Origin of the sequence: Sphaerisporangium sp. NPDC088356 (genome assembly GCF_040685555.1) — a bacterium.
Classification (GTDB): Bacteria; Actinomycetota; Actinomycetes; order Streptosporangiales; family Streptosporangiaceae; genus Sphaerisporangium.
This window is the reverse complement of the sequence record NZ_JBFBIK010000005.1, coordinates 74,854-98,953: the sequence shown is the minus strand read 5'-3', so window position 1 is coordinate 98,953 and position 24,100 is coordinate 74,854. Positions and strand designations below refer to the sequence as shown.

The following is a 24,100-nucleotide window of genomic DNA, read 5'->3' as shown; positions in this document are numbered from 1 at the left end:
CCTAGAGGCCGTACTCCTTGGTGATGCGCTCGTGCCGCTCCACCTCGATGCCGGCGCTGCGCGCCAGGTCGAGCCAGGCCAGCGGGTGGCTCCACCGCTCGGTCGCGTCGTCGAGCAGGGCGTCGACCTCGACCGGCTCGACCCCCGGCGGCACGGCGATCCAGCCGTAGACGCCCTGGAGCCGCTCGCCGGTGGTGGGGTGGGAGACCGAGTAGTTCTCGTCGCTGTAGACCCACATGGGCCAGCCGCGCTCGGCCATCACCTCGTTGAACTCGGTCCAGTCTTCCTCGCTGGGAGCCGCGCCGTCGAAGAACCAGCTGGTGTAACCGCCCGGGCGCAGCAGTGCCACACCGGCGAACGGGATGACGTAGCTCTCCTGCTCCTCGGCGCCCTCGGGCACCGGCTCCAGCGGGCGGGGGTCGATGACGACGATGTCACCGGCGTTGTAGTCCATGCCGCGGGGCTGGGGGATGAGCAGCCGGGCGGTGGCGGGACCGGTGCGCACGGCGAGGACCTCGCGCTGGCTGCCGTCGGAGACCGGCAGCACGACCCGGACGAGGTGCCACTCCTCCTCGATGGGGCCTTCTGTGGTGTCGAGCTGCATGCCGAGCTTGGTGGCGCCCTCGCGGACGAGCGGCCAGTCCTCGGAGGCGGTGGCCATGACGATCATGCGCCAGATGTCCTCCTCCTCGCCCTGGCCCGACTCGACCAGGTCGCGCAGGATGGCCGCGCCCTTGGCGTTGTCGCCGAGCTGCTGGGCGGCGCCCGCGAGCAGGCGCCGGGCCTCCAGCGCGACGATGCCCTGGGCGCCGGCGGCGAGCGACTGCTCGGCCTCGGAGGTGGTCTCGGCCCACCGCTCGCGTGCGCGGTGCAGCCTGGCCAGCGCGAGGTGCGAGGTCGGCGCGGGCAGCATGGCCGCGAACCGCTCCACCCGCTCGTCCTGGCCCGCTTCGACCAGCACGCCGGTGAGGTAGGCGATGTCCTCCTCCTCGGCAGTGGCCGGGTCGGCGTCATCGACGATCGTCTTCCACAGGATGTCGGCGCCCAGCGGCGCGTACCCGAGGAAGCCCAGCGTCGTGGTGTGGCGGCGCGTGGCCTCGATGTCGGTGCCCGACAGCGGCCAGAGCCAGCCCACCCAGCGCTCGGGGTCGGCGTTGTGGCCGTCGGCGGCGTCGAAGTAGGCGACGAGCTCGTCCTGCGGGCCGGGAGCCGGGGGCGGCGTGGCAGCGTCGGCGGCGCCGCGCAGCGCGGTCACCCGCTCGGACAGCCCCTCGGACGTGCGCAGCTCGCCCAGCCAGGACTCGGCGAGGTCGGCCAGCGCGCGGGCCTGCCACACGCCCTGCCGCGCCACGGCGAGCTCACCGGCGATGAGGGCCAGCTCGACCCGCCCGCGGTTGACGCCCATGGTCTCGAAGTAGGCCATCCACTGGCGAAGGACCCGGCCGAGCTGCCAGGTGTTGCTGATGACGTCGCCGAGCTGCCGCACGGCGCGCGCCCACTCGACCCAGTCGCGAGGGTGGTCGCCGACGATGTCGAGGTCGGGGAGCGCCTCCAGCCCCTGGGCAGGACGCCCCGCCGTGGCGAGCACCAGTGCGCGCAGCACCCCCTCACGGTGCTCCTTGGCGACCGGGTCGTCCGCCGGGAACTCCTTGGCGGAGTCGAGCTCGGTGAGCGCCTCCTGCGTGCGGCCGGCGGCGAGCAGCGCCCGCACGCCCGCGGCGGCCAGCTCCCAGCTGACCTGCCCCTCGGCGCCCCTGCGGCCCGCGACCGCGGACTCGTAGTAGGTGACGGCCTGCTCGGCCTCGCCCGCGTCGGACAGCGCCGCGACGTACTGCGTGACGAGCCCGCAGAAGGCCGGCGAGCCGGGCTGCACGGCCTCGAGCGCGGCGCCGAGAGCGGCGAGGCGCTCGGCGGCGTACCCGGGGCCGTCGATGTTGGCCTGGCAGACGGTCAGCGCCTCCACGGCGGCGGCGGCGGAGGGGCACTCCTTGGTGTCCTCGCGCCGGGCGAACTCAAGCAGGGCCTCGGCGTCGCCGAGCGCCACCGTGCCCTGCGCGCGGTCGCCGATGCGGCTGACCAGATGCCAGTGCCGGGCGAAGAGCTCAAGCCACGGCAGCTCCAGCGCCTCGGCCTGCTGGGCGACCGCCGGCGCCATCACGTCCAGCTGGGCATACCGGCCCTCGAAAGCCTGCGCCGGCAGGTCACCCAGCGCGATGGCCAGACCGGTGTTCCCCGCTTCGTGCAGTTGCCGTTGGGTGTCTGCGACCCAGGCCCAGATGTCCACGTCCATGGCACGCCAGTCTGCCAGTTCACAGAGCATGCCCCAAACATGCGGGCGGTGCGGTGAACAAGCGGGCGACCGGAAGCACCCGTCAGTTGAGCGCGATGGCGGGGAGGTCTCCGGAGGCGACGAGGACCGCCGGGCCGGTCAGATGGCTCGTGCGCCCGTCGAGGGTGACCGAGAGGATGCCTCCGGGCACCTCGACGGTCCAGGTGCCCGTGGACTCTCCCGCGAAATGCGCCGCCGCCACCGCCGCCGCCGCCGTGCCCGTGCCGCAGGACCGGGTCTCGCCGCAACCGCGCTCGTACACGCGCATCACGACCCGGCGCTCCCCCACGAGGTTGAGCAGCTCGATGTTGACGCCGTGGGGGAACACGGCGGGGTCGAAGCCGGGCTGCGCGGTCAGGTCGAGCTGGGTCACCGGGTCGCCGGTCACGCAGGCCAGGTGGGGGTTGCCCATGTCGACGACGAGCCCGGCGTACTCGGCGGCGCCGACGGTGGCGAGGCTCTCGCCGAGGACCTCCGGAGCGCCCATGTCGACGGTGACGTCCCCGGTGCGCGCCAGCCGCACGCGGCGGACTCCGGCGCGGGTGACGACGTCGAACTCTCCAGGGTCGGCCAGCCCGGCGTCCACGAGATAGCGGGCGAAGACCCGCAGGCCGTTGCCGCACATCTCGGCCACGCCGCCGTCGGCGTTGCGGTAGTCCATGAACCAGTCGGCGGCGTGCGCACGGCCGGCCTCGCGGGCGCGGCCGGCGATCTCGGTGGCCTCGGCGCTCAGCTCGGCGGGCACGACGTGCAGCACCCCGTCGGCCCCGATGCCGGAGCGGCGGTCGCACAGCGCCGTCACCAGCGACGCGGGCAGATCGAGGCTCCCGTCATGGTCGGGAAGGATGACGAAGTCGTTCTCTGTGCCGTGGCCCTTTAGGAAACGCATGTCACCGAATCTTACCCGCGACCAGCGCCAAGGCCTGTTCGAGCAGGTCGGGGGCGTCGAAGGACAGCCACCTCACCCTGGGGTCGCGCCGGAACCACGACTCCTGGCGCCGGGCGAACCGGCGGGTCGCCCTGACGGTCTCCTCCCGGGCCTGGTGCTCGGTCCACTCCCCCGCGAGGAAGCGCAGCACCTGGGCGTAGCCGAGCGCCCTGCCCGCCGTGCGGCCGCTCGCGAGCCCGCGACCGGCGAGGACCCTCACCTCCTCGACGAACCCGGCCTCCCACATGCGGTCGACCCGGATGGCGATGCGCTCGTCGAGCAGGGGCCTCGGCACCTGGACGCCGATCTGCACGCTGTCGTAGACGGCGTCGTAGGACGGCATCGTGGCCGAGAACGGCCGCCCGGAGAGCTCGATCACCTCCAGGGCACGCACGATGCGGCGGCCGTTGCTCGCCAGAACGGCCTCTGCCGCCACCGGATCGAGCTCCTTGAGGCGCTGGTGGAGCGCCTCGGGACCGGCGGTGTCCAGCTCGGCCTCCAGCCTGGCCCGGATCGCCGGGTCCGTCCCGGGGAACTCCAGGTTGTCCAGGGCCGCGCGGATGTAGAGGCCGGAACCGCCCACCAGGATCGGCACCGCTCCCCTGGCGCGCATGTCGTCGATCAGGGGGCGGGCCATCCGCTGGTACTCGGCCACGCTCGCCGTCTCGGTCATGTCCCAGACGTCCAGCAGGTGGTGGGGGACGCCACGGCGCTCGGCGGGCGAGAGCTTGGCCGTGCCGATGTCCATGCCCCGGTAGAGCTGCATGGAGTCGGCGTTGACGGCCTCGCCTCCGAGGCGGAGCGCGAGGTCCACGGCGAGATCTGACTTGCCCGCGGCGGTCGGCCCGACGACGGCGACGACCGGCGGCCGGCCGTCGGTGCGCTCCACTACAGCTCCCAGTCGAGGGTCGGCGGCAGGTAGCCCTCAAGGGTGAGCAGCCAGCGCTTGGAGTCGACCCCGTCGCCGCCGCTGAACCCGCCGAGCCCGTTCCCCGCGACGACGCGATGGCACGGGACGATGATCGGAACGGGGTTGCTGCCCATGATCGACCCGATGGCACGGGCGGGGACGCCTGAGCCGCTGCTCTCGGCCAGCTCGCCGTAGGTCGTCACCCTGCCGTACGGGATCTTCTCGTACAGCGTGCCGAGCACCCGCCGTTGCAGCGTGGACGCCAGGCGCCAGTCGACCGGCACCGTGAACTCGCGCAGCTCGCCGGCGAAGTAGGCGGCCAGCTCATCCCGGGCGTGAGCCGTACGGGCGGGATCGTCCACGCCGGGCACGCCGAGACGGCCGAGCAGCTTTCGCCGGGCGGCGTCGCCGTCCCGGAATCCCGTGGCCACCACCCCATCCGGGGTGACGGCCGCCAGCACGTCGCCGAGCGGTGTCGGCACGCTGCCGAAGGCGACGTCTACCATCCGATCATGTCCATCCGCGCGCTAGTCGTCGGTGCGGCGAGCGCCGCACCCGTCCTCCCACCGTAACCACAGCCGGGCGTGCTCCCATCCCGATCCCCCAAGGCCGTCCGCTCACGGCTGGGAGCGCGGGCCGCGCGGGGTCCACCGGGCCACGAGGTAGCCGACGCCGTAGGGGGCGTCGTCGTAGAGCAGCTCACCGCGGAAGCCGCTCCCGCCCTCCGAATCCGCTCCGGCCGCGCCCGCGAGAACCTGGAAGGCCGCCCGGCCCGCCACCCACAGCTCCGCGGCCTCCCCGGGGTCGAGGGCTGCAAGCGACGGCACGTCCGCGCCGCCGAGCGCCCGCGCGAGCGCCTCGTTGTACGGAAGGGCTCCGGGCTCGAAGTAGCCGGGCGAGCGCACCGTGAGCCTGGCGGAGCCGTCGCCCATGACCAGCAGCGCGACCCGCCGCCCTCGATCCGCCAGCGCCACGCCGAGCCGCCGGCACGCCTCGGCCGGGGCGTCGGAGGCGATCGCCTCGTACCCGGAAACCGGCCCGGACCCGGCGAGATCAAGGAGCAGGCGGCCGATGGTCAGGGAGAGCGGGAGTACCGGGCCGCCCGAGCCCACGCGGACGCCGGCGCCCCACGGGGCGAGGCTCCCGCCGGCGCCGGGCTCGTACGAGCGTGTGGTGCCCGCGTCGCCGACCACGATCAGCGTGTCCGGCCGGGACGCGGCCAGCGACCGGATCGCGGACGCGCAGGCGTCGCGAAGGTCGTCGAGCTCCGGTGCCGCCGCTCCCGCGATCTCGGGGACGATCAGCGGAGGATGCGGGCAGACGGCCGCGGCGACGAGCACAAGATCAGGCTAACCCCACCCGCCCGCCACCCGGACCAGGCCGCCCTCCCCGAGGGGAGGGCGGCCTGTCGGCAGAATCGTCCGGATCAGTCGGAACCGAAGTCCTGGGTCCACCAGGGGCCGCCGCTACCGAAGTGGACGCCGACACCGATGGCCTTGAGCTTGCAGTTCATGATGTTCGCGCGGTGCCCGGGGCTGTTCAGCCAGCCCTTCACGACCGCGTCCGGGGTGGCCTGGCCGCGTGCGATGTTCTCGGCGAACATCGACGAGTTGTAGCCGGCGGCCTTGATCCGGTCCCACGGGGAACGGCCGTCGGCCGAGGTGTGGTCGAAGTACCCCTTGGCCGCCATGTCGTCGGAGTGGCCGCGAGCGGCCTTGCGTAGGCGCTCGTCGATGCGCAGCGGGCCGCAGCCCTGCTCCTGCCTGGCGACGTTGGTCAGGCGCGCCACCTCGTCCTCGGCGGCGACGACGGTCGACGCCTTGCCGGTCGAGGAGGGGCTCGGCGCCGGCTTCGACGGTTTGGGCGTCGGCTTGGCGCTCGGCTTCGCCGTCGGCGTGGCCGACGGCTTGGCGCTCGGCGTGGCCGACGGCTTCGTGCTCGGCGTGGCCGACGGCTTCGTGCTCGGCTTCGCCGTGGGCGTCGCCGACGGCTTGGCCGTGGGCGTGTACGACGGCATGGTGATCGGGCCGAGGTCCTTGAAGAAGTCGGGGCCGAGGCCGGAGAACCTGCCCGGCTGCTGGGGGTACGGCTCGACGTAGCCGGCCGGGCCGTCGGGACCCACGCCCTGGCCCTCGGTGCCGGTGGTGTCCGTTGCGGTGTTCTTCTTGTTCTTCGCGCTCTGGTCGTTGGTGATGGGCGCCGCGGTCTGCCCGACCGGGGAGCCGGGGTCATCGGCCTGCTGACCAGAGGAGCCTGAAGAACCGGAGGACCCGGTCGATCCGCCGGACCCGTGGGAGCCCGGCGAACCCGCGCTCCCGCCGGAGGCGTCGTTGGGGTCGGAGGAGACGTCGCCCGGGTCGGACGCGGCGTCCTCCGCCGCCTGGTTTGAGCTCGTCCCGTTCTCGGACGACTGCCGGCTCACGTTGCCGGCATCGCTGGTGGAGGCGGTGCGGTTCGTGAGGGTGATGACCCCTCCGGCGGTGACGGCTGCCGCCAGCACGGCGGCGGCCGTGCTGATCACGAGGGTCCGTTTGCGCGAGCCCGAGGGGGAGGGCGGCTCGGATGCGAGGTATTCGGTGGGGAGATGAGAGCTGGACTCGTCGTAGCGGCCCGGCGACGGACGGTCGTGCCGATCCATATTAGGTGACTCCTGCGGCCTATCGGGGGGAAAGCGCTCCGGCTTCCGCGGGCGGTGGTCACACTAGCCCCATAGAACGAATTACCGCACCTCAATCACGGAAGAATCACGACTTGTCATCACTTGGACCGATCTCAATTCGAACAGTGGCCACCGTCAGCGGCGTGACCGCGGTCTTCGCCATCGTGGGGCTGGGGATCACCCTTGGTACCGCTCCAACGACACCCGGATCGACGCCGTCCACGACGGATCCGGCGTCCGCGATCTCGCCTCCCACCGGCCCGTCGGCCGCCCGCCCTGCGGCCGTGCCCGGCCCCGGAGCAAGCCAAGTATTCGAACACACAAAAAATTCGACTCTTGCCACTATTTCCGGGCGAATCGGATCACCCGAGCGCCTGTGGACGGGGCTCGTCCCCGCTCCCCCGGGCGGCGGCTCCCCCGGCGAGCGGTCGGAGGCGCCCGACGGCTCGTACGCGGCGAGCGCGCCGTCCAAGGCCGCGCGGAAAGGACGCGAGGCCGGACTGGGAGGCCACGAGGCCGGGTGGGGTGACGCCTACGGGCGCGGCCGGTCACCGGGCGAGACCGGCGGGAACCGGCCGATCGCCCCTCCGGCCCCTGACCGGCGGGAAGGCCCCCCGGCCGGGATGGAAACGCCGCCGGACCGGCCGGAGCCGCCCGCGACGACCCCCGAGCCCCGTCCCCGCCGGTCACCGCCCCAGCCCCAGCCGCCCCAGCCGCCACGGCCGTCCGAGTCGCCGCGGCGGACCGAGGCCGAACGGCCGCGCCAGGTGCCGAACCCCTGCGCGACGTTCACGGACTTCCGCCGCGACTACTGCGACCGGTTGCTCAGCGGGCACACCGGTACGAAGTGAACCGGCGAGCCCCTGCGGCCGTACACCCAGGCGGACAGGCAGGACCGGCATGACGTGGCCGGGGAAGGCCGGAGGAGCGGACGTGGATCAGGAACGCCGGAGGGCCGGCATGCCGAGCGACACCGCGCCCGGCTTGCCGGAGGCCGCGCTCGTCCCGGTGCCGCAGGCGGCGCTCTCCCGAGCCTCCCACGCGTCACCCGCGCGGGTGCGGCGCAGCGCCAGAGCGGGGCCGTCGGCGACGAGATGGTGCGGAGCGGCGTAGGTGACCTCGACGGTCACCATGTCGCCCGACCTCGGCACGTCACCACCAGGGAGGTCATCGCGCAGTGCCGGAACGAAATGGACCAGGCGGTTGTCGGGGGCGCGGCCGGACATGCGATGGGTCGCCCCGTCCTTGCGCCCTTCACCCTCGGCGACCAGGACTTCGAGCCTGCGGCCCACCTGTGCCTTGTTCTCGGCCCAGGAGATGCCGGTCTGCAGGTCGACCAGGCGCTCGTAACGCTCCTGGACGACCTCCTTGGGCACCTGGTCGTCCATGGTCGCGGCCGGGGTGCCCGGACGGATGGAGTACTGGAAGGTGAAGGCGTTGGCGAAGCGGGACTCCCGGACGACGTCGAGCGTGGCCTGGAAGTCCTCCTCGGTCTCGCCGGGGAAGCCGACGATGATGTCGGTGGAGATGGCGGCGTCGGGCATGGCGGCGCGCACCCGCTCGATGATGCCGAGGTAGCGCTCGGCCCGGTAGGAGCGGCGCATGGCCTTCAGCACACGGTCGGAGCCCGACTGCAGGGGCATGTGAAGCTGGTGCATGACGTTCGGCGTCTCGGCCATGGCGGCGATGACGTCGTCGGTGAAGGCCGCCGGGTGCGGCGAGGTGAAGCGCACCCGCTCAAGCCCGGAGATATCGCCACAGGCGCGCAGCAGCTTGCCGAACGCCAACCGGTCGCCGAACTCCACGCCGTAGGTGTTGACGTTCTGCCCGAGGAGCGTGACCTCAAGGACGCCGAGGTCGACCAGCGAGCGGACCTCGCTCAGCACGTCGCCGGGACGGCGGTCCTTCTCCTTGCCGCGCAGCGCCGGGACGATGCAGAACGTGCAGGTGTTGTTGCACCCGACCGAGACCGACACCCACGCCGCGTACGGCGACTCGCGCTTGGTCGGCAGCGTGCTCGGGAAGACCTCCAGCGACTCCTTGATCTCGACCTGGGCCTCCTGCGCGATGCGCGCGCGCTCAAGGAGGACGGGGAGCGAGCCGATGTTGTGCGTGCCGAAGACCACGTCGACCCAGGGGGCCTTGCGGACGATCTCGCCCTGGTCCTTCTGCGCGAGGCAGCCGCCCACGGCGATCTGCATGCCGGGGTTGCTCATCTTCGCCGGGCGCAGGTGGCCGAGGTTGCCGTACAACCTGTTGTCGGCGTTCTCCCTGACGGCACAGGTGTTGAACACGACCACGTCGGCCGTGTCGCCGTCGTCCGCCCGGACGTACCCAGCGCCTTCCAGCAGGCCCGAGAGCCGCTCGGAATCGTGGACGTTCATCTGGCACCCGTACGTGCGGACTTCGTAGGTGCGGGCGCGCTCCTCGGTGACAGTCATCTCAACCAACAAGGGTAGGTGCTCCGGCGGGGTCGTCGCACGCCGCGTTCCGCACGGGCCTCCTGCAACGTTCCAGGGGTGATCACGGTGCGTCACGACCACACTCAGCCGCCCACACGGCTCCGCTCCGTGACCAGGCCGTGATGCGATCGGTACCACCTGGTTAGTGACCGGTGGCCTTGACCACCTACGTTGTGCAACATGACGGAGAACGGGGACGCGACTCCTCTCGTCAGGGTCGAGAACGTCAACAAGAACTTCGGTGCCCTTCATGTACTGAAGGACATCAATCTGACGGTCTCCCGGGGCGAGGTCGTCGTGGTGATCGGCCCTTCCGGGGGCGGTAAGTCGACGCTGTGCCGTGCCATCAACCGGCTGGAGACCATCGACTCCGGCACGATCACCTTCGACGGGAAGCCGCTTCCCGCCGAGGGGAAGGCACTGGCCAGGCTCAGGTCGGACGTGGGGATGGTGTTCCAGTCCTTCAACCTCTTCGCCCACAAGACGATCCTTGAGAACGTCACGCTGGGGCCGGTGAAGGTACGGGGCATCCCTCGCGAGCAGGCCGAGAAACGGGGCATGGAGCTGCTCGAACGCGTGGGCATCGACAGCCAGGCGGGGAAGTATCCCGCCCAGCTGTCCGGAGGCCAGCAGCAACGCACGGCCATCGCCCGCGCCCTGGCGATGGACCCGAAGATGATCCTCTTTGACGAGCCGACCTCGGCGCTGGACCCCGAGATGGTCCAGGAGGTGCTCGACGTCATGATCGGTCTCGCGCGAGACGGCATGACCATGGTGGTCGTCACCCACGAGATGGGCTTCGCCCGCCGGGCGGCCAACCGTGTCGTGTTCATGTCCGAGGGCCAGATCGTCGAGGAGAACACCCCCGACGAGTTCTTCACCAACGCCCGCACCGACAGGGCGAAGGACTTCCTGTCCAAGATCCTCACGCACTGATCAGCATGCCCGGGTACGCACCCGTGCGTCGCCTGTACTTCGCGATCCGGACGTACAGGGTAGAACGGCGTTTTCGCCGCCCTGAGCACTCCATGCCGACAACCGCTCGTCACGAAGAAAGCTGAGGTACACGCGTATGCGTTCACGACAGATCGGGGCCATCCTCCTATCTGCCGCGGCACTGGCCGGCAGCCTCTCCGCCTGCGGCAGCAGCGGACCCACGACGGCGCTCCAGAAGGCCAAGGACGACAAGAAGCTCACGATCGGTGTCAAGTACGACCAGCCCGGTCTGGGCCTCAAGAAGCCCGACGGCACGGTCGAGGGCTTCGACGTCGACGTGGCGAAGTACATCGCCAAGGAGCTCGGCGTCCCCGAGAGCGGCATCACCTGGAAGGAAGCGCGCTCGGCCAACCGCGAGACCTTCCTCCAGCAGGGTCAGGTCGACATGATCGTCGCGACCTACTCGATCACCGACGCGCGCAAGCCCAAGGTGACCTTCGGCGGGCCCCTCTACATCGCCCACCAGGACACGCTCGTGCGGGCCGACGACACCTCCATCACCTCCCTTGACAGCCTCAAGGGCAAGCGCATCTGCCAGGTGACCGGCTCCAACTCCTGGAAGAACATCGCCGAGGGCACCAACAAGGAGAACAAGAAGGTCGACGTCCAGCTCGTGCCGGCCGGCGCCTACGAGGAGTGCGTCACCAAGCTCAAGGGCAACGCCATCGACGCGGTGACCACCGACGACACCATCCTCGCCGGGTTCGCCAAGCGTGAGGGCGGAGCGCTGAAGGTCACCGGCGCCCCCTTCACCGACGAGAGGTACGGCGTCGGCCTGAAGAAGGGCGACAAGGAGACCTGCGAGGCCGTCAACAAGGCCATCGTCAAGATGTACCAGGACGGGACGATGCAGAAGATCTTCGACACTCACTTCAGCGGCACCGGTCTGAAGTTCACGGCGACGGGCGCGCCGCCCGCCGAGGGTTGCAGCTGATCCCCTTCCCCCAGCGCCGGTGAGGTCACCTCACCGGCGCTCCCCGTCTCCGGTGGAGCCCGATGGAATCGCTCTTCGACATCAGTCCCCTCGTACATGAATTCGGTACGATCCTCACAGGCTTCTGGTCGACGATCCGCCTGACCCTCATGAGCGGGCTGCTTGCGCTGATCCTCGGCACGGTCCTGGTCGCCATGCGGGTGTCCCCCACCCCCGTGCTGCGTGCCGCCGGCACCGTTTACGTCAACACCCTGCGCAACACCCCGCTCACCCTCGTCCTGCTGCTGTGCGCGCTCGGGTTGAGCGACACCCTGCAGCTGACCCTCTCCAGCGACTCGCCCACGAACTACTACTGGTGGGCGGTGCTCGGGCTGTCGGCGTATACGGCGTCCTTCGTGTGCGAGGCGCTGCGGGCCGGCATGAACACCGTGCCGGCCGGCCAGGCCGAGGCGGCCCGCGCCATCGGGCTCACCTTCCTGCAGTCCCTGCGGCTGGTGGTGCTCCCCCAGGCGTTCCGCTCGGTCATCGCCCCGCTGGGCAGCATCCTGATCGCGCTCACCAAGAACACGACCATCGTGATCGTCGCCGGCTACATCGAGGCGTCGGCGGTGATGAAGCAGATGTTCGACGACTACGGCGGCACGCTCCCGATCTTCCTTGGGTTCGCGGTCGGCTACATGGTCCTCACCCTGCCCACCGGCTTCTTCTTCGGCTGGCTCGCCAAGCGGATGGCGGTGAGCCGATGACCGGCCTCGCGCCAGAGACACCCGTACGGGAGACGCCCGCCCGGGAGCCCGTACGAGAGGAGGAGGACGCGTGAGCGCCAACGTCCTTTTCGACGTGCCGGGTCCCCGCGCACGTCTGCGCAACAACATCCTGACCCTGATCTCCGCCGTCGTGCTCCTCGGCATCGCCTATCTGCTGATCAAGGCACTGGCGGACAAGGGGCAGTTCGCCGGCAAGCTGTGGGAGCCGTTCCTGCGAGGGGACGTCTGGACCGGCCAGATCATTCCCGGCTTGATCGCCACGCTGGAGGCCGCGGTCGTCTCGGCCGTGCTCGCGCTGGTCTTCGGCGTCGTGTTCGGGCTGGGCAGGCTCTCGGAGCATTCCTGGATCCGCGTGCCGTCTGGCGCGGTGGTGGAGTTCTTCCGCGCGATCCCACTGCTTCTGCTTATCTTCTTCGCGCAGGCCGGTCCGGCGACGATCAGCGGCTACACCGTCAGCGTTCCGGCCTTCGCCGCCGTGGTCGTCGGCCTGACGCTCTACAACGGCTCGGTGCTCGCCGAGGTGTTCCGCGCGGGCATCCTGTCGGTGCCGCGAGGGCAGTCGGAAGCGGGCTACTCGCTCGGGCTGCGCAAGGGCGGGGTCATGCGGCTCATCCTGCTGCCGCAGGCCACCACGGCCATGATGCCCGCGATCGTGAGCCAGATGGTCGTCCTCCTCAAGGACACGGCGCTCGGATGGGTCATCGCCTACGAGGAGCTGCTGAACTACGGGCTCAAGCAGATCCCGTCCAACTTCGGCAACCTCATCCCGAGCGCGATCGTCATCTCGGTGGTCTACATCGCGATCAACCTGGTGCTCAGCTACATCGCCACCCGGCTCGAACGGCGGAGCAGGGGCAGCCGCCGCACGACGGCGACCGTGGTCCTGACACCGGCCGCCGTGGGCGTCGGCCCCGGTGGCGTCGAGTAAAGGTTTGACCTGATCGCGGGCGGGGGCCCGGCGAGGCGGCTCTAATACTGCGATGAGCAGGACGCCGCCCGCCGCACCCCCGCCCGCGCCCATTCGCGGGCGCCCGCTCGCGATGGCGCTGCTCACCCTCGCGACGGTCCTCACCGGCTGCGGGGGTGGCCACGGCACCCTGGTCGTCGGGGTGCGCCCCGAACGGCCGGGACTCGCCGTCCGCCTGCCGGCCGGCGGCTACGCCGGGTTCGAGATCGACGTCGCCGGATACGTCGCCAGGCGGCTCGGCTACCGCGACGACCAGGTCAGCTACGTCGAGCTCGGGCCCGATCCCGCCGGCGCGCGGGTCGACCTGACCATGGGCGTGCCGCCGGCGAAGAACCGGGCCGCCGGGGGGCCGCTTTCCGGGCCGTACCTGGTCTCGGGGCAGGACATCCTGACCGCCGCGAACGACCTGTCCATCCGGCGGCTCAAGGACCTGACGCAGAAGAGGGTCTGTACCGGCTCCCCCGTCCCTCTGGTGGCGCGGTTCGGCGTGGCGTGGCAGCGGGCGTTCCTCATCACCTCGACCGTGGAGGACTGCGTACGGATGCTCGCCGCCCACCGGGTGCAGGCGGTCACCGACGACGCGGTGGTGCTCGCCGGTCTCGCCGACGCCTCGCCGGGGGCCTTCCGGCTCGTCGGCCACACCTTCTCGCGGGACAAGTACGGCATAGCCCTGCGCGAGGACAGCGGAGATCTGCACACGCAGGTCGACGACGCCCTGCGGAGCATGTTCGACGACGGCACGTGGCGGCGTGCGGTGATCGAGCACCTCGGCCTGCTGGCCGCGAAATATACGACTCCGCCCGCTTTGGAGAAGTACTCGAGAACACGATCAGCGCCGTAGCGGTCACACGCCGGGGTGTTTTCCGGCAGGATTCGGCTATGCCCCCCGAGCGCACGTCCGGGCACCCGGCCTTGCCGTTTGGTGCCTGGCCCTCGCCGATCTCCACCTCAGATGTCGTCCGTGCCGGGCTGCGGCCCGGGTACCCGGCCGTCCTGGGCGAGGAGGTCTGGTGGGAGGAGGATCGCCCCGCAGAAGGCGGACGGCGCACCATCGTTCACCGTGCCGCCGACGGCACGCGCCGCGAGCTGCTTCCCGCCCCGTGGGACGCCCGCACCCGCGTCCATGAGTACGGCGGCCGGTCGTACGCCGTCGCGCCGGGGGTGGGGGTGGTGTTCGCCAACCATTCCGACCAGCGGCTCTACATCATGCCCACCGGCGACGTCACCGACGGCTCCCCTCCCGTGCCGCGGGCCCTCACGCCCGAGCCAGAGCTCGCCTCCGGCCTGCGCTACGCCGACCTGACGATCCACCGGGACGAGGTGTGGTGCGTCCAGGAACGCCACACCGGCGGCAAGGTGGTCCGGTCGATCGTGTCGATCCCGCTGCGCGGCGGCGGGGAGCCCACGCGGCGGGTGGCAGGGAGCGACTTCTACGCCTCCCCCACCCTCTCCCCCGACGGTGAGCATCTGGCCTACATCTGCTGGGACCATCCGCGGATGCCGTGGGTCGGCACCGAGCTCCACGTCACCAGGCTCGCCGACGGCGGCTCGTGGCGCGTCAAAGGCGGCCCATCGGAGTCGGTTCTCGCTCCCCAGTGGAGGGACGACCGCGCCCTCTATCTGATCTCCGACGAGTCCGGCTGGTGGAACATCCACCAGGCCGAGATCGACGGCGCCTCGTCGCGGGCGCTGTGCCCCGCCGAGGAGGAGTTCGCCTGGGCGCTCACCGAGCTCGGCGGCGCGCCGTACGCCGTCCTCGGCGACGGCAGGCTCGCGGTCCTGCACGGCCGGGGAGACATGCGGCTCGCGATCCTCGATCCGGAAACCGGGGTCCTCACCGACCCTGACCTGCCCTACGACGGCTGGCTGCCCTGTCTCAGCGCCGACGGCACCACCGTGTGCGGCATCGCCTACGGGCCCGCGATCCCCCGGTCGGTGGTCCGGCTGGACACCCTCACCGGGCTGGCCGAAGGGCTGCGACGCGACATCGGCGCGCTGCCCGATGTCGCCTACCTTCCGGTCCCCCGGTCAGTGGAGATCCACAGCCGGTTCGGGCGGCGCGTGCACGCGTACGTCTACCCGCCCGCCAATCCGGCCGTGCCGGCCGGCGAAGCCGCCCCGCCGTACGTCGTCTTCGTGCACGGCGGCCCCACGGCGCACACCATCACCGCGCTCGACCTGCAGAAGGCGTTCCTCACCAGCCGCGGCATCGGCATCATCGACGTGAACTACGGCGGCTCCACCGGGTACGGCCGCGCCTACCGTGACCGTCTGAAGGGTCACTGGGGCGTCATCGACGTGGAGGACACGATCGCCGCCGCCGAGTGGCTGCTCTCCGACGGTCACGCCGACCCGGCGCGCATCGCCATCCGGGGCTCCAGCGCCGGCGGCTGGACCACCATGGCCTCCTGCTGCGCCTCCGGGCTGTTCTGCGGCGGCGTCTCGATCGCAGGCATAAGCGCGCTCGCGCCCCTCGCCGCCGCGACGCACGACTTCGAGTCGCGGTACGTCGAGTGGCTGGTGGGCCCGGAAGACCCGCTCTTATACGCCTCGCGGGAGCCGCTGGCGAAGGCCGGCCAGGTCGACTGCCCGATGCTGCTGATGCAGGGGCAGGACGACCCGGTCGTGCCGCCGTCGCAGTCGGAGGCGTTCGTGGCGGCCCTCACCGAGCGCGGCGTGCCCTGCACCTACCTCGCCTTCGAGGGGGAGGCACACGGCTTCCGCAGGGCCGAGACCAAGAGCGCCGCCCTCGCCGCCGAGCTGGCCTTCTACCAGCAACTCTTCCGCCTGTGATCGGAGAGCCGGAGGCTCAGCGGGCGAACTCGGTGGCGCGGGACTCACGTACGACGGTGATGCGGATCTGGCCCGGGTAGGTCAGCTCCTCCTCGACCTGCTTGGCCACGTCACGGGCGATCACCTGGGCCTGGATGTCGTCGATCGCCTCCGGCTTGACCATGACCCTGATCTCCCGGCCCGCCTGCATGGCGAAGACCTTCTCCACGCCGTCGTACGACTGCGCGATCTCCTCCAGCCGCTCCAGCCGCTTGACGTACGCCTCCAGCGATTCCCTGCGCGCCCCCGGACGGCTGCCGCTGATCGCGTCGGCGGCCTGCGTCAGCACCGCCTCGACGGTGCGGACCTCGACCTCGTTGTGGTGGGCCTCGATGGCGTGCACGACGTCCTCGTGCTCGCCGTACCGCCGGGCGATCTCGGCGCCGATCAGGGCGTGGCTGCCCTCGACCTCGTGGGTGAGCGCCTTGCCGATGTCGTGCAGGACCGTGCAGCGCTTGAGCAGCATGGAGTCCAGGCGCAGCTCGGATGCCATGATGCCCGCGATGTGCGCCGACTCGATGAGGTGCTTGAGCACGTTCTGCCCGTAGGAGGTGCGGTAGCGGAGCTGGCCGAGCAGGGTGACCAGCTCGGGGTGCATGTCGGTGATGCCCAGTTCGACCAGGGCGTCCTCGCCGGCCCGCACGCACAGGTCCTTGACCTCGTCCTTGCTGCGCTCGTAGGCCTCCTCGATGCGCTGCGGGTGGATGCGCCCGTCGAGGACGAGCTTCTCCAGGGTCAGCCTGGCGGTCTCCCGGCGCACCGGGTCGAAGCACGACAGCAGGACGGCTTCCGGAGTGTCGTCGATGATCAGGTTGACGCCCGTGGTCGACTCGAAGGCCCGGATGTTGCGGCCCTCGCGGCCGATGATGCGGCCCTTCATCTCGTCGCCGGGCAGGTGCAGGACGCTGACCACCGACTCGGCCGTCTGCTCGGTGGCCACCCGCTGCACGGCCAGCGTGACGATCTTGCAGGCGCGCTTCTCGCCCTCCTTGCGGGCCTCGCTCTCGATCTCCCGGATGATCAGCGCCGCCTCGCGCTTCGCCTGGTTCTCGATGGTCATCACGAGCTCGGACTTCGCCTGCTCGGCCGTCAGCCCGGCGACCCGCTCCAGCACCTCGCGGCGCTTCTCCTCGACCTGGTCTAGCTCCGCGCGCCGGTCGGCGAGCTCTCTCTCGGTCTCGGCGAGCTTCCTGCCCCGCTCGGCCTGCCCCCGGGCGTCGTCGTCGAGCCGCTGCTCCCGCTCGGCCAGGCGGTTCTCCCTGCGTTCGAGGTCGGCCCTGAGCTCCTTCAGCTCGTTCTTGAGCGAGCGGGTCTCCTCTTCGACCTCCCTGCGCGTCCGCGAGGCGGCCTCGGCGGCGAGCTCCGCCTTCCGGAGCACCTCGCCGGCGTCCGACTCGGCCTTGACGCGGATCTCCACGCCCTCACGGCGGGCCGTCTCCAGCTCGGCGTTGACGTCGGCGACCTCCTCCGGCGTCGGCCCACGCTTGGCGGCCCGGTCCCCGCCAGTGCGGCGTATCAGCACAGCGAGCGCGACAATCGCGACAAGTGCCAGCAGGACAACGGCTATCGCCAGCATGATCACAACTGTCGAATCCATGCGCGCCCACCCCTCCTCGCGTCGCGAGCCTCAGCACGCGAGGTGTCACACGCACAGCACGGACCGGTCCGACCGGGCGATTGTGGTCAGACAAATATGTCCAACGTCCAGGTGCCGGGGCATCTGTCCGCTGCGAGAGATCAGTCTTGATCGTCCGTCGTTCACCGTTATGGCAATCCGCACTGCGCGGAGTAACTCCTCACTGTGGTCGAGATTAAGCGTCAGAGAGGTAACGAGCAAGCAAAGTCCGCCCGTCAAGCTACTTTTGCCCTCTCTCCCCAGCTAGCTCGCGCTTGCCACGAACGACCTCGTGCCCGATTGATCCCGATATATAGCCCAAAGCGCGAAATATGATCACAAGTGGGACGGTGGGGTCGCTATGGTCCGGTCGTCTGGTCCCCGGCCGGATTCAGAAGATTTTCCGGGCAGGCGGCACGATCCCCGGACAGGCGGGTATGTCGCCGCCATGGCACAGATCGGTTACACGCTTATGTGCGAGCAGACCCCGCCCAGGCAGCTCGTCGACGACGCCGTGAGCGCCGAACGCGCGGGGTTCGACTACGAGACCATCTCCGACCACTACTTTCCCTGGCTGGAGGAGATGGGGCACTCGCCGTACGCCTGGTCGGTGCTCGGCGCCGTCGCCCAGGCTACCGAGCGCATCCCGCTGATGACCTACGTCACCTGCCCGATCATGCGCTACCACCCCGCGGTGGTGGCGCAGAAGGCGGCGACCATGGGCGCGCTGTCGGACGGGCGCTTCACGCTCGGGCTCGGTGCGGGAGAGAACCTCAACGAGCACGTGGTCGGGAACGGCTGGCCCCCGGTGAACATCCGCCACGAGATGTTCGGCGAGGCCATCGAGATCATCCAGGCCCTGTTCGGCGGCGAGTACATCAGCTATCGCGGCGATCACTTCACCGTCGACTCGGCCAAGCTCTACGACCTGCCGGACGAGCCGGTGCCGGTCGGCATCGCCGCCTCCGGACGGCAGTCGGTGGACCTCGCGGCCGAGTACGGCGACGCCCTGATCGCCACCGAGCCCGACGCGGAGCTCGTGGAGCGTTTCCGCGCGTCGGGCGGCGCGGGCAAGCCGATCTACGGCCAGCTCGTGGTGTCCTACGACACCGACGCCAAGGCCGCCAGAGAACGGGCCCATCGCCTGTGGAAGTGGTTCCCGGCCGGGTGGAAGGTGCTCGCCGAGCTGCCGGGCCCGGTGAACTTCGCGGCCTACGCGCAGTTCGTACGGCCTGAGGACGTGGCCGAGCACGTGCCCTGCGGCTCCGACGTCGACGCGGTGGTGCGGGCGGTCAAAGAGTTCACCGACGCGGGGTTCACGCACGTGGCCCTGGTTCAGGCGGGCGCGGACCACCAGCGCGAGTTCCTCGGCTGGGCCGAAAAGGAACTCCTCCCCGCCCTCCGCAACCTCTGATCCTTCACCACCTCTGATCCACCGCGACCCGCGATCCTTCGCCGCCTCTGGCCGTCCGACGTCCTGCGACGGACGGCACCGCGCCTATCGCAGACGGACAGAGTGATCAGCGGATGAACCTGCCAAGGTCGAGATCGATGTCAACATCGAACCCGACCACGGTCTTGAGCCGCTCGCGATGGATGCCGGTCGGCACATACGCCTTCACACTCGGCTCCAGCTCGAAGGTGTAGACGACCGGCGCCTCGCCCTCCTGCTCGACACGCCAGAGATACCGGATACCGGCATTGGAGTACTTGATCGGTTTGGTGGTCCGGTCTCTCTCCACCGACTCAGGCGACACCACCTCGATCACCAGGTGCACGTCCTCAGGCGCGAACGAGGTCGTCCTCAGATTCGCCATCGCGGCGCGCTTCACGACCAGGATGTCCGGCTCGGGGCGTTGCCGTACTCCCAGTGTCACGCTCATCTCCCGGACCACGAAAAGATCATCAGGAGGTGTGAGCTCACGCTCGAAGAGCCGGAGCATGAGCATATGGAAGGCGCTCTGCGGCGACATCATGATGAGTGACCCATCGATCAGCTCGACGTGCCTGGGCGCGTCGGGGGGAAGATGATCGAGCATGTCCGCGGTCCAGCCGCCGGGAGGTCCTGGGTAGAACCAATCAGGAAGCGCCGTGCTCATATGGCTTCCTCCTCCCTCGAAATCACCCGACAGCGCCATCTTGCCACGCACGGTGACAACAGCACGATGAGTGATCTCATGCGGGAGTCGTCTTGAGAATTTGTGCCCGCCCGGCACCCGATTGACGGGTGATCCGTGTGCTGCCCACCCACACCGTGGGCGCCCCCCCTGCGCGGCGAACGGGAGACGCCCCTCGTGGCTTGGTGGGGTTGGGTTACTCGAAGCCGTCGGGGATGTCGTCGGTGGGCTGGCCCTCGTTTTCCAGGGCCTCCCGTACGACGCGGTAGGCGAGGCTGCCGGAGTAGCCCTTACGAGCCAGCATGCCCGCCAGCCGGCGTACCCGGGCGGCGGGCTCGAGGCCACGGGTGCCCGGGAGCTTGCGCTCGACGAGCCGCCGGGCGGTCTCCAGCTCCTGGTCGGGGTCGAGCCGGTCGACCGCGTCGCGCACGGTGTCCTCGTCGACGCCCCGCTTGCGAAGCTCGGACGCGAGTGCCCGCCGGGCCAGGCCACGCCCGGCGTGACGAGAGCTCACCCATGCCTCGGCGAACGCCTCGTCGTCGATGAGCCCTACGTCGGAGAAGCGGGCGAGCACGGACTCCGCCGCGTCGTCGGGGATGTTCCTCTTGCGGAGCGCCTCGGCGAGCTGGGCCCTCGTACGCGGAGCCATGGTGAGCAGTCGCAGGCAGACGGCCCGTGCCACCGCCTCAGGATTCGCCGGAGGGCCCTCGGCGGCCGACGACCCCTCGACCGGCCCATAGAACCCCCCCGACCGGCGTGACCCACCTGACCGAGTGGAACCGCCCGAGCCATCCGATCCGCCGGACCAAGCTGATCCACCTGACCCGGTTGATCCACGGGGGCGTCCGCCGCCATGGGAGCCGCCAGATCGCCGCTTGCCCCGGGAGCGCTGCCGGGAACCCTCTTCGGCTCCGTCCTGAGACAGCGCCGCGTCGTGCCCCTGGGAGCCTGACCGGGAAGCGAACTCGTCCCAAGCCCGTGCACGGCGGCCAGTCTCGAAGTCGTCCGGCGGTTCGGACGAATGCCCAGAGGCGGGTTCACCCTCTGGTGGATGGCCGGAGGTGCGGGGGCGTTTACGGCCGGACCGGCCGCCGCCGGAGCCGGGGGTGCCGCTTCGCCCCTCTTCGGGACCCTCCTCGATCCAGGCGCCCCAGTCCCCTGGCCGCAGGCGGCCAGGGGTGTCGTCGCTCGCAGGCATGTGAGATCAGCTCAGATCAGACGTCACCCGGCTTGGGCGCCTTGCTGCCACGACCGGAGGGAGCAGGCGCGGGCGCGGCGGGAACGGTGGCCAGAGCCTCGACGGGGCTGTCGAGGCGAGGCCCGACGCCGAGCTTCTCCTTGATCTTCTTCTCGATCTCGTTGGCGATGTCGGGGTTGTTCTTCAGGAAGTTACGGGCGTTCTCCTTGCCCTGCCCGAGCTGGTCGCCCTCGTAGGTGTACCAGGCGCCGGCCTTGCGGACGAAGCCGTGCTCGACGCCCATGTCGATCAGGCCGCCCTCGCGGGAGATGCCGAAGCCGTAGAGGATGTCGAAGTCGGCCACCCGGAAGGGCGGGGCCATCTTGTTCTTCACGACCTTGACGCGGGTGCGGTTGCCGACCGCCTCGGTGCCGTCCTTGAGCGTCTCGATGCGGCGCACGTCGAGACGCACCGACGCGTAGAACTTGAGCGCCTTGCCACCCGTCGTCGTCTCAGGGCTGTTGTGCACCATGATGTCGTCGACGAAGTAGTTGTGCGTGCCTTCGATCTCGATGTCGAACTTTCTCATCGACCGCGTCTTGGGCTTGACGTGCACGTCAAGGACCTGCGAGGGCACCAGTCGAACTTCCGCGTCCGAGAACTCCGGCTCCACGGCGAACTGACCCTGGAACCTTGGAAGGAGCTTGTACGCCATGGAGGGGTGAACGTAGGGCGCGACAAGCTTCTGGAACTTCGTCGTCGCATCCGTAGTGAACTGAAGGACCGACACTCCCTGCGCACCCCGGGACCGAAGCTTTACATCCAGGCCGTGAGTGTCAGAGAGGTAGTCACGCAGCCGTTCCCGCGATCCGGGGCTCATCGCTTCCACACAGATCTCGATGCGGCCCGTGCCTCCCTCGGTGCGCTCCTGGGCTCCCTTGGAGCGCAACGTGAAGCCGCCGTCGTCCATGTACCAAACCGCCAGGGAGAGCGGCGTCATCGCCTTGAGGTACTCATCGGTGATGTGCTTCTTTCCGTCACCGAAGTAGACCACCTGGCGCAGCTCGTCGAGCTCCGGAAGAGGGGTGAAGTCCGCGAAGACCGCTCCCTTGGCGTTGGTCGTCCTGCTATGGGTGATGTTGCCGAGCAGGGAGCACTTCCAGTCGAGGTATGCCTTCTGCTGGACTCCCTGACCCATGCGGAACCGGACGCCGGTCCGCCCACGCCGATTGGGGGAGAGGCTCCCGTCGCCGAGCAGGGAACCGAGAATCATCTGCCACTGCTGGCCATTGAGACGATGCGTTTCAGCGAGCATGACCCTGTCTCCAGGGATGAGCTCACCCGCCTCGCGCCAGCCGCCCGGTGTGCGGACGAGATGGTTCTCTGTGGCAGCGAACTGCGCACGGCCGTTGCCCCCGGACTTGGCGACGGTGAACTGCAGGAACCGCTCGGCGTTTCCGTTGTCGAACCAGTTGGTGATCCTGCGCGGGACCACGCGGTCGGACTCTGGGTCGTAGGAAAGGACCTCGACGTCCAGGCGCTGATTGACGATCTTACCGATCTTCTCTTTTGTCCCATTTGCAAGAGTTACGCGCGTATTGTACGAAAAGCAGCCGAACATGACGCCGATCTTCTCGCGGAGCTGGTTGATGAAGATCGCGGTCGTGCCGGTGTTGCTGAGGGCGCCGGCCACCTTGCGGAGGGCCTGGGACATCAGGCGGGCCTGGAGGCCCACGTGGCTGTCGCCCATCTCGCCCTCGATCTCGGCCTTCGGCACGAGGGCCGCGACCGAGTCGATGACCACGAGGTCGATCGCGCCGGAGCGGATCAGCATGTCGGCGATCTCGAGCGCCTGCTCACCGGTGTCGGGCTGGGAGACCAGGAGCGCGTCGGTGTCGACACCGAGCTTCGCGGCGTACTCGGGGTCGAGGGCGTGCTCCGCGTCGATGAACGCGGCGATGCCGCCGCCGCGCTGGGCGTTGGCGACGGCGTGGAGCGCCACGGTCGTCTTACCGCTGGACTCGGGGCCGTAGATCTCGACGATGCGCCCACGGGGGAACCCGCCGATGCCGAGCGCGACGTCGAGCGCGATGGCCCCGGTAGGAATGATTTCGATGGGGGCTCGCGCGTCATCGCCGAGGCGCATGACAGAGCCCTTGCCGAACTGCCGCTCGATCTGAGCGAGAGCAGTCTCAAGGGCCTTCTCGCGGTCGTTGGCTGCCATGGAGTGCTCCCCTGGAGGGTGTGTCGAAGTCGTTTCCGTCGCTTGCAAGCTACGGGCTGCCACCGACATTTTCCCGGAGTGGGCCCAGGGCCGTCGGCAAGTTCAATATAGCCGAACGGTTGTTCGATCACAGCTCGACGCCATCGAAGACCCGAACGCTTTCGAATGGGCGGAGCAGCGACGATACCGAGAAGATCGTTCCGAACGTATGGAGGGCGGCGCCATGAGTCCGGGCTCTGAGCCCGCGAGCAGGCCGGGCGGGCGTAGGAGCGAGGAGGGGTCAGCGTAGGCGGGAGTCCACGTCGGTTACGCCGCACACGGCGCGCCAGACCTCTTTGGCCGACACCCCGTCGGCCAGAGCCTGTGAAACGGTGCGGCCGCCCAGCTCGGCGATCACGTAGTCACGCGCCCAGGACTCGGCGTACCGCTCACCGAAGTGGCGGTTCATCCGGTTCCAGAAGTCCGTCAGGCGCATCCCCCCAGTATGGCGCTGCGGGCCAGGTGGACAGACCGCAGCCCCGTTCCCGCCGCCCGAAGCACCTCCCCCGATGGCGGTTCGCGTGCGTGGCCACGTGATTGGTCCGCGGTGCTCCGGCCTTCGGGCGGGGGAGCGCGTCAAAGGACGCGGGTGCCGTACATCTCTCCGAGAGGGTCGGCGAGGAGTTCCAGGCGGGCGCCGTCGGGGTCGCGGAAGTAGATCGAGGCGTCGCTCTCCAGCTGATAGGCCACGCCCGCGTCGTCCAGCTTGCCCCGGAGCATCTCCCACTTCCCCCTCTCGACGGAGATCGCGATGTGGTGCAGCCCGCCGAGCACCTCCTGGTACGGCCCGAGGTCCAGCCCCGGAAGGTCGAAGAACGCCAGCAGGTTGCCGTTGCCGATGTCGAAGAAGAAGTGGCTGGATCCCTTGTAGTCGCGGTTCTCGAAGATCTCCGTCAGCGGGAACTCCAGGATCCCCTGGTAGAAGTCGATGGTCCGTTCAACGTCCGAGCAGATCAGTGCGAAGTGGTGAAGGCCGCGCGCGCTGCTCTGGGGGCGCTGAGCGCGGAGGTGCCGGTCCCGGATCCGGTCTCGGTTCGCCTCGATGGCCGCGTAGTCGATGTCCATAGTTCAGAGTGACGTTCCAGCCGGGCCCCATGTCAAGACTTGGGCGTTTCGCCCAGGGGGCTGCACTGTCGAGAATTTT

The 24,100-nt window shown here is 69.8% G+C and carries 20 protein-coding genes and 3 pseudogenes; 8 read left to right on the top strand and 15 right to left on the bottom strand.

From position 1 onward, the window contains the following. Position 1: 1 nt before the first annotated feature. The 6 genes from AB0O34_RS03995 to AB0O34_RS03970 all read right to left on the bottom strand — a co-directional run bounded on the left by AB0O34_RS03995 (position 2) and on the right by AB0O34_RS03970 (position 6,805). Entirely contained in the window at positions 2-2,320 is a 2,319-nt protein-coding gene (locus tag AB0O34_RS03995; RefSeq protein WP_363912326.1) for a tetratricopeptide repeat protein, read from the bottom strand. A 52-nt stretch (positions 2,321-2,372) separates the two neighbouring features. Continuing rightward, the gene (gene dapF / locus AB0O34_RS03990) at positions 2,373-3,218 is read right to left on the bottom strand and encodes a diaminopimelate epimerase (protein WP_363912324.1); all 846 of its coding nucleotides are present in this window, start codon (positions 3,216-3,218) and stop codon (positions 2,373-2,375) included. Position 3,219: 1 nt separating this feature from the next. Next, positions 3,220-4,146: a tRNA (adenosine(37)-N6)-dimethylallyltransferase MiaA gene (gene miaA, locus AB0O34_RS03985; RefSeq protein WP_363912322.1), complete on the bottom strand. Its 927-nt coding sequence runs from the start codon at positions 4,144-4,146 to the stop codon at positions 3,220-3,222. Further along, the gene (locus AB0O34_RS03980) at positions 4,146-4,673 is read right to left on the bottom strand and encodes a methylated-DNA--[protein]-cysteine S-methyltransferase (RefSeq protein WP_363912320.1); all 528 of its coding nucleotides are present in this window, start codon (positions 4,671-4,673) and stop codon (positions 4,146-4,148) included. The genes miaA and AB0O34_RS03980 overlap by 1 nt, the downstream gene beginning before the upstream one ends. A 111-nt stretch (positions 4,674-4,784) precedes the next feature. Next, positions 4,785-5,507: a class III extradiol dioxygenase subunit B-like domain-containing protein gene (locus tag AB0O34_RS03975; protein ID WP_363912318.1), complete on the bottom strand. Its 723-nt coding sequence runs from the start codon at positions 5,505-5,507 to the stop codon at positions 4,785-4,787. An 86-nt stretch (positions 5,508-5,593) separates the two neighbouring features. Then, positions 5,594-6,805 (bottom strand): CAP domain-containing protein, encoded by a 1,212-nt coding sequence (locus AB0O34_RS03970; RefSeq protein WP_363912316.1) that lies wholly within the window; start codon positions 6,803-6,805, stop codon positions 5,594-5,596. Positions 6,806-6,951: 146 nt separating this feature from the next. Between AB0O34_RS03970 and AB0O34_RS03965 the strand changes: the two genes are divergently transcribed. Beyond that, entirely contained in the window at positions 6,952-7,677 is a 726-nt protein-coding gene (locus tag AB0O34_RS03965) for a hypothetical protein (protein ID WP_363912314.1), read from the top strand. Positions 7,678-7,764: 87 nt separating this feature from the next. On the opposite strand, the gene miaB is transcribed toward AB0O34_RS03965, so the two are convergent. After that, positions 7,765-9,267 (bottom strand): tRNA (N6-isopentenyl adenosine(37)-C2)-methylthiotransferase MiaB, encoded by a 1,503-nt coding sequence (gene miaB, locus AB0O34_RS03960; RefSeq protein ID WP_363912312.1) that lies wholly within the window; start codon positions 9,265-9,267, stop codon positions 7,765-7,767. Between the two features lie 201 nt (positions 9,268-9,468). Here miaB and AB0O34_RS03955 point away from each other — a divergent pair, with 201 nt between their 5' ends. From AB0O34_RS03955 to AB0O34_RS03930, 6 genes are all read left to right on the top strand, one after another. Then, a complete protein-coding gene (locus AB0O34_RS03955) occupies positions 9,469-10,224 on the top strand; it encodes an amino acid ABC transporter ATP-binding protein (protein ID WP_363912310.1) in 756 nt (251 codons plus the stop codon). A gap of 136 nt (positions 10,225-10,360) precedes the next feature. Beyond that, the gene (locus tag AB0O34_RS03950) at positions 10,361-11,218 is read left to right on the top strand and encodes a glutamate ABC transporter substrate-binding protein (protein ID WP_363912308.1); all 858 of its coding nucleotides are present in this window, start codon (positions 10,361-10,363) and stop codon (positions 11,216-11,218) included. A gap of 62 nt (positions 11,219-11,280) precedes the next feature. Beyond that, a complete protein-coding gene (locus tag AB0O34_RS03945) occupies positions 11,281-11,964 on the top strand; it encodes an amino acid ABC transporter permease (RefSeq protein ID WP_363912306.1) in 684 nt (227 codons plus the stop codon). A gap of 70 nt (positions 11,965-12,034) precedes the next feature. After that, entirely contained in the window at positions 12,035-12,913 is an 879-nt protein-coding gene (locus AB0O34_RS03940) for an amino acid ABC transporter permease (protein ID WP_363912304.1), read from the top strand. Positions 12,914-12,965: 52 nt separating this feature from the next. Then, a complete protein-coding gene (locus AB0O34_RS03935) occupies positions 12,966-13,793 on the top strand; it encodes a transporter substrate-binding domain-containing protein (protein WP_363912302.1) in 828 nt (275 codons plus the stop codon). Between the two features lie 38 nt (positions 13,794-13,831). Then, a complete protein-coding gene (locus AB0O34_RS03930; protein WP_363912300.1) occupies positions 13,832-15,745 on the top strand; it encodes a prolyl oligopeptidase family serine peptidase in 1,914 nt (637 codons plus the stop codon). Positions 15,746-15,761: 16 nt separating this feature from the next. Here the strand turns inward: AB0O34_RS03930 and rny are convergent, their stop codons facing one another. Next, the gene (gene rny / locus AB0O34_RS03925) at positions 15,762-17,381 is read right to left on the bottom strand and encodes a ribonuclease Y (protein WP_363912298.1); all 1,620 of its coding nucleotides are present in this window, start codon (positions 17,379-17,381) and stop codon (positions 15,762-15,764) included. 466 nt (positions 17,382-17,847) lie between these two features. Here rny and AB0O34_RS03920 point away from each other — a divergent pair, with 466 nt between their 5' ends. Then, positions 17,848-18,813: an LLM class F420-dependent oxidoreductase gene (locus AB0O34_RS03920; protein ID WP_363912296.1), complete on the top strand. Its 966-nt coding sequence runs from the start codon at positions 17,848-17,850 to the stop codon at positions 18,811-18,813. 106 nt (positions 18,814-18,919) lie between these two features. On the opposite strand, the gene AB0O34_RS03915 is transcribed toward AB0O34_RS03920, so the two are convergent. The 7 genes and pseudogenes from AB0O34_RS03915 to AB0O34_RS03885 all read right to left on the bottom strand — a co-directional run bounded on the left by AB0O34_RS03915 (position 18,920) and on the right by AB0O34_RS03885 (position 24,021). Further along, positions 18,920-19,537, bottom strand: coding sequence for a Uma2 family endonuclease (locus tag AB0O34_RS03915; RefSeq protein WP_363912294.1), 618 nt, complete (start codon positions 19,535-19,537; stop codon positions 18,920-18,922). Positions 19,538-19,712: 175 nt separating this feature from the next. Continuing rightward, on the bottom strand, positions 19,713-20,714 hold the full coding sequence (recX, locus tag AB0O34_RS03910) for a recombination regulator RecX (RefSeq protein WP_363912292.1): 1,002 nt from the start codon (positions 20,712-20,714) through the stop codon (positions 19,713-19,715). Positions 20,715-20,730: 16 nt separating this feature from the next. Further along, positions 20,731-21,213, bottom strand: a pseudogene (locus tag AB0O34_RS03905) (DNA recombination/repair protein RecA); the annotation flags it as partial. Continuing rightward, positions 21,214-22,314 (bottom strand): annotated as a pseudogene (locus AB0O34_RS03900) (recombinase RecA); the annotation flags it as partial. Next, a pseudogene (gene recA / locus AB0O34_RS03895) lies at positions 22,306-22,917 on the bottom strand (recombinase RecA); the annotation flags it as partial. The pseudogenes recA and AB0O34_RS03900, both read right to left, overlap by 9 nt. Before the next feature lie 280 nt (positions 22,918-23,197). Further along, positions 23,198-23,392: a DUF3046 domain-containing protein gene (locus tag AB0O34_RS03890; RefSeq protein ID WP_363912290.1), complete on the bottom strand. Its 195-nt coding sequence runs from the start codon at positions 23,390-23,392 to the stop codon at positions 23,198-23,200. 140 nt (positions 23,393-23,532) lie between these two features. Continuing rightward, positions 23,533-24,021 carry a VOC family protein gene (locus AB0O34_RS03885; RefSeq protein WP_363912288.1) on the bottom strand — a complete coding sequence of 163 codons (489 nt, stop codon included), beginning with the start codon at positions 24,019-24,021 and terminating at the stop codon, positions 23,533-23,535. Positions 24,022-24,100: the final 79 nt, after the last annotated feature.

Bases quoted from the DNA above. Each gene is read 5' to 3' on its own strand.
- AB0O34_RS03950 (WP_363912308.1), top strand. From the start codon at position 10,361: ATGCGTTCACGACAGATCGGGGCCATCCTCCTATCTGCCGCGGCACTG.
- AB0O34_RS03935 (WP_363912302.1), top strand. From the start codon at position 12,966: ATGAGCAGGACGCCGCCCGCCGCACCCCCGCCCGCGCCCATTCGCGGG.
- AB0O34_RS03890 (WP_363912290.1), bottom strand. From the start codon at position 23,392: ATGCGCCTGACGGACTTCTGGAACCGGATGAACCGCCACTTCGGTGAG.
- AB0O34_RS03885 (WP_363912288.1), bottom strand. From the start codon at position 24,021: ATGGACATCGACTACGCGGCCATCGAGGCGAACCGAGACCGGATCCGG.
- AB0O34_RS03995 (WP_363912326.1), bottom strand. From the start codon at position 2,320: ATGCTCTGTGAACTGGCAGACTGGCGTGCCATGGACGTGGACATCTGG.
- AB0O34_RS03980 (WP_363912320.1), bottom strand. From the start codon at position 4,673: ATGGTAGACGTCGCCTTCGGCAGCGTGCCGACACCGCTCGGCGACGTG.
- AB0O34_RS03915 (WP_363912294.1), bottom strand. From the start codon at position 19,537: ATGGCGCTGTCGGGTGATTTCGAGGGAGGAGGAAGCCATATGAGCACG.
- rny (WP_363912298.1), bottom strand. From the start codon at position 17,381: ATGGATTCGACAGTTGTGATCATGCTGGCGATAGCCGTTGTCCTGCTG.
- AB0O34_RS03930 (WP_363912300.1), top strand. From the start codon at position 13,832: ATGCCCCCCGAGCGCACGTCCGGGCACCCGGCCTTGCCGTTTGGTGCC.
- AB0O34_RS03920 (WP_363912296.1), top strand. From the start codon at position 17,848: ATGGCACAGATCGGTTACACGCTTATGTGCGAGCAGACCCCGCCCAGG.
- dapF (WP_363912324.1), bottom strand. From the start codon at position 3,218: ATGCGTTTCCTAAAGGGCCACGGCACAGAGAACGACTTCGTCATCCTT.
- AB0O34_RS03945 (WP_363912306.1), top strand. From the start codon at position 11,281: ATGGAATCGCTCTTCGACATCAGTCCCCTCGTACATGAATTCGGTACG.
- AB0O34_RS03955 (WP_363912310.1), top strand. From the start codon at position 9,469: ATGACGGAGAACGGGGACGCGACTCCTCTCGTCAGGGTCGAGAACGTC.
- recX (WP_363912292.1), bottom strand. From the start codon at position 20,714: ATGCCTGCGAGCGACGACACCCCTGGCCGCCTGCGGCCAGGGGACTGG.
- AB0O34_RS03970 (WP_363912316.1), bottom strand. From the start codon at position 6,805: ATGGATCGGCACGACCGTCCGTCGCCGGGCCGCTACGACGAGTCCAGC.
- miaB (WP_363912312.1), bottom strand. From the start codon at position 9,267: ATGACTGTCACCGAGGAGCGCGCCCGCACCTACGAAGTCCGCACGTAC.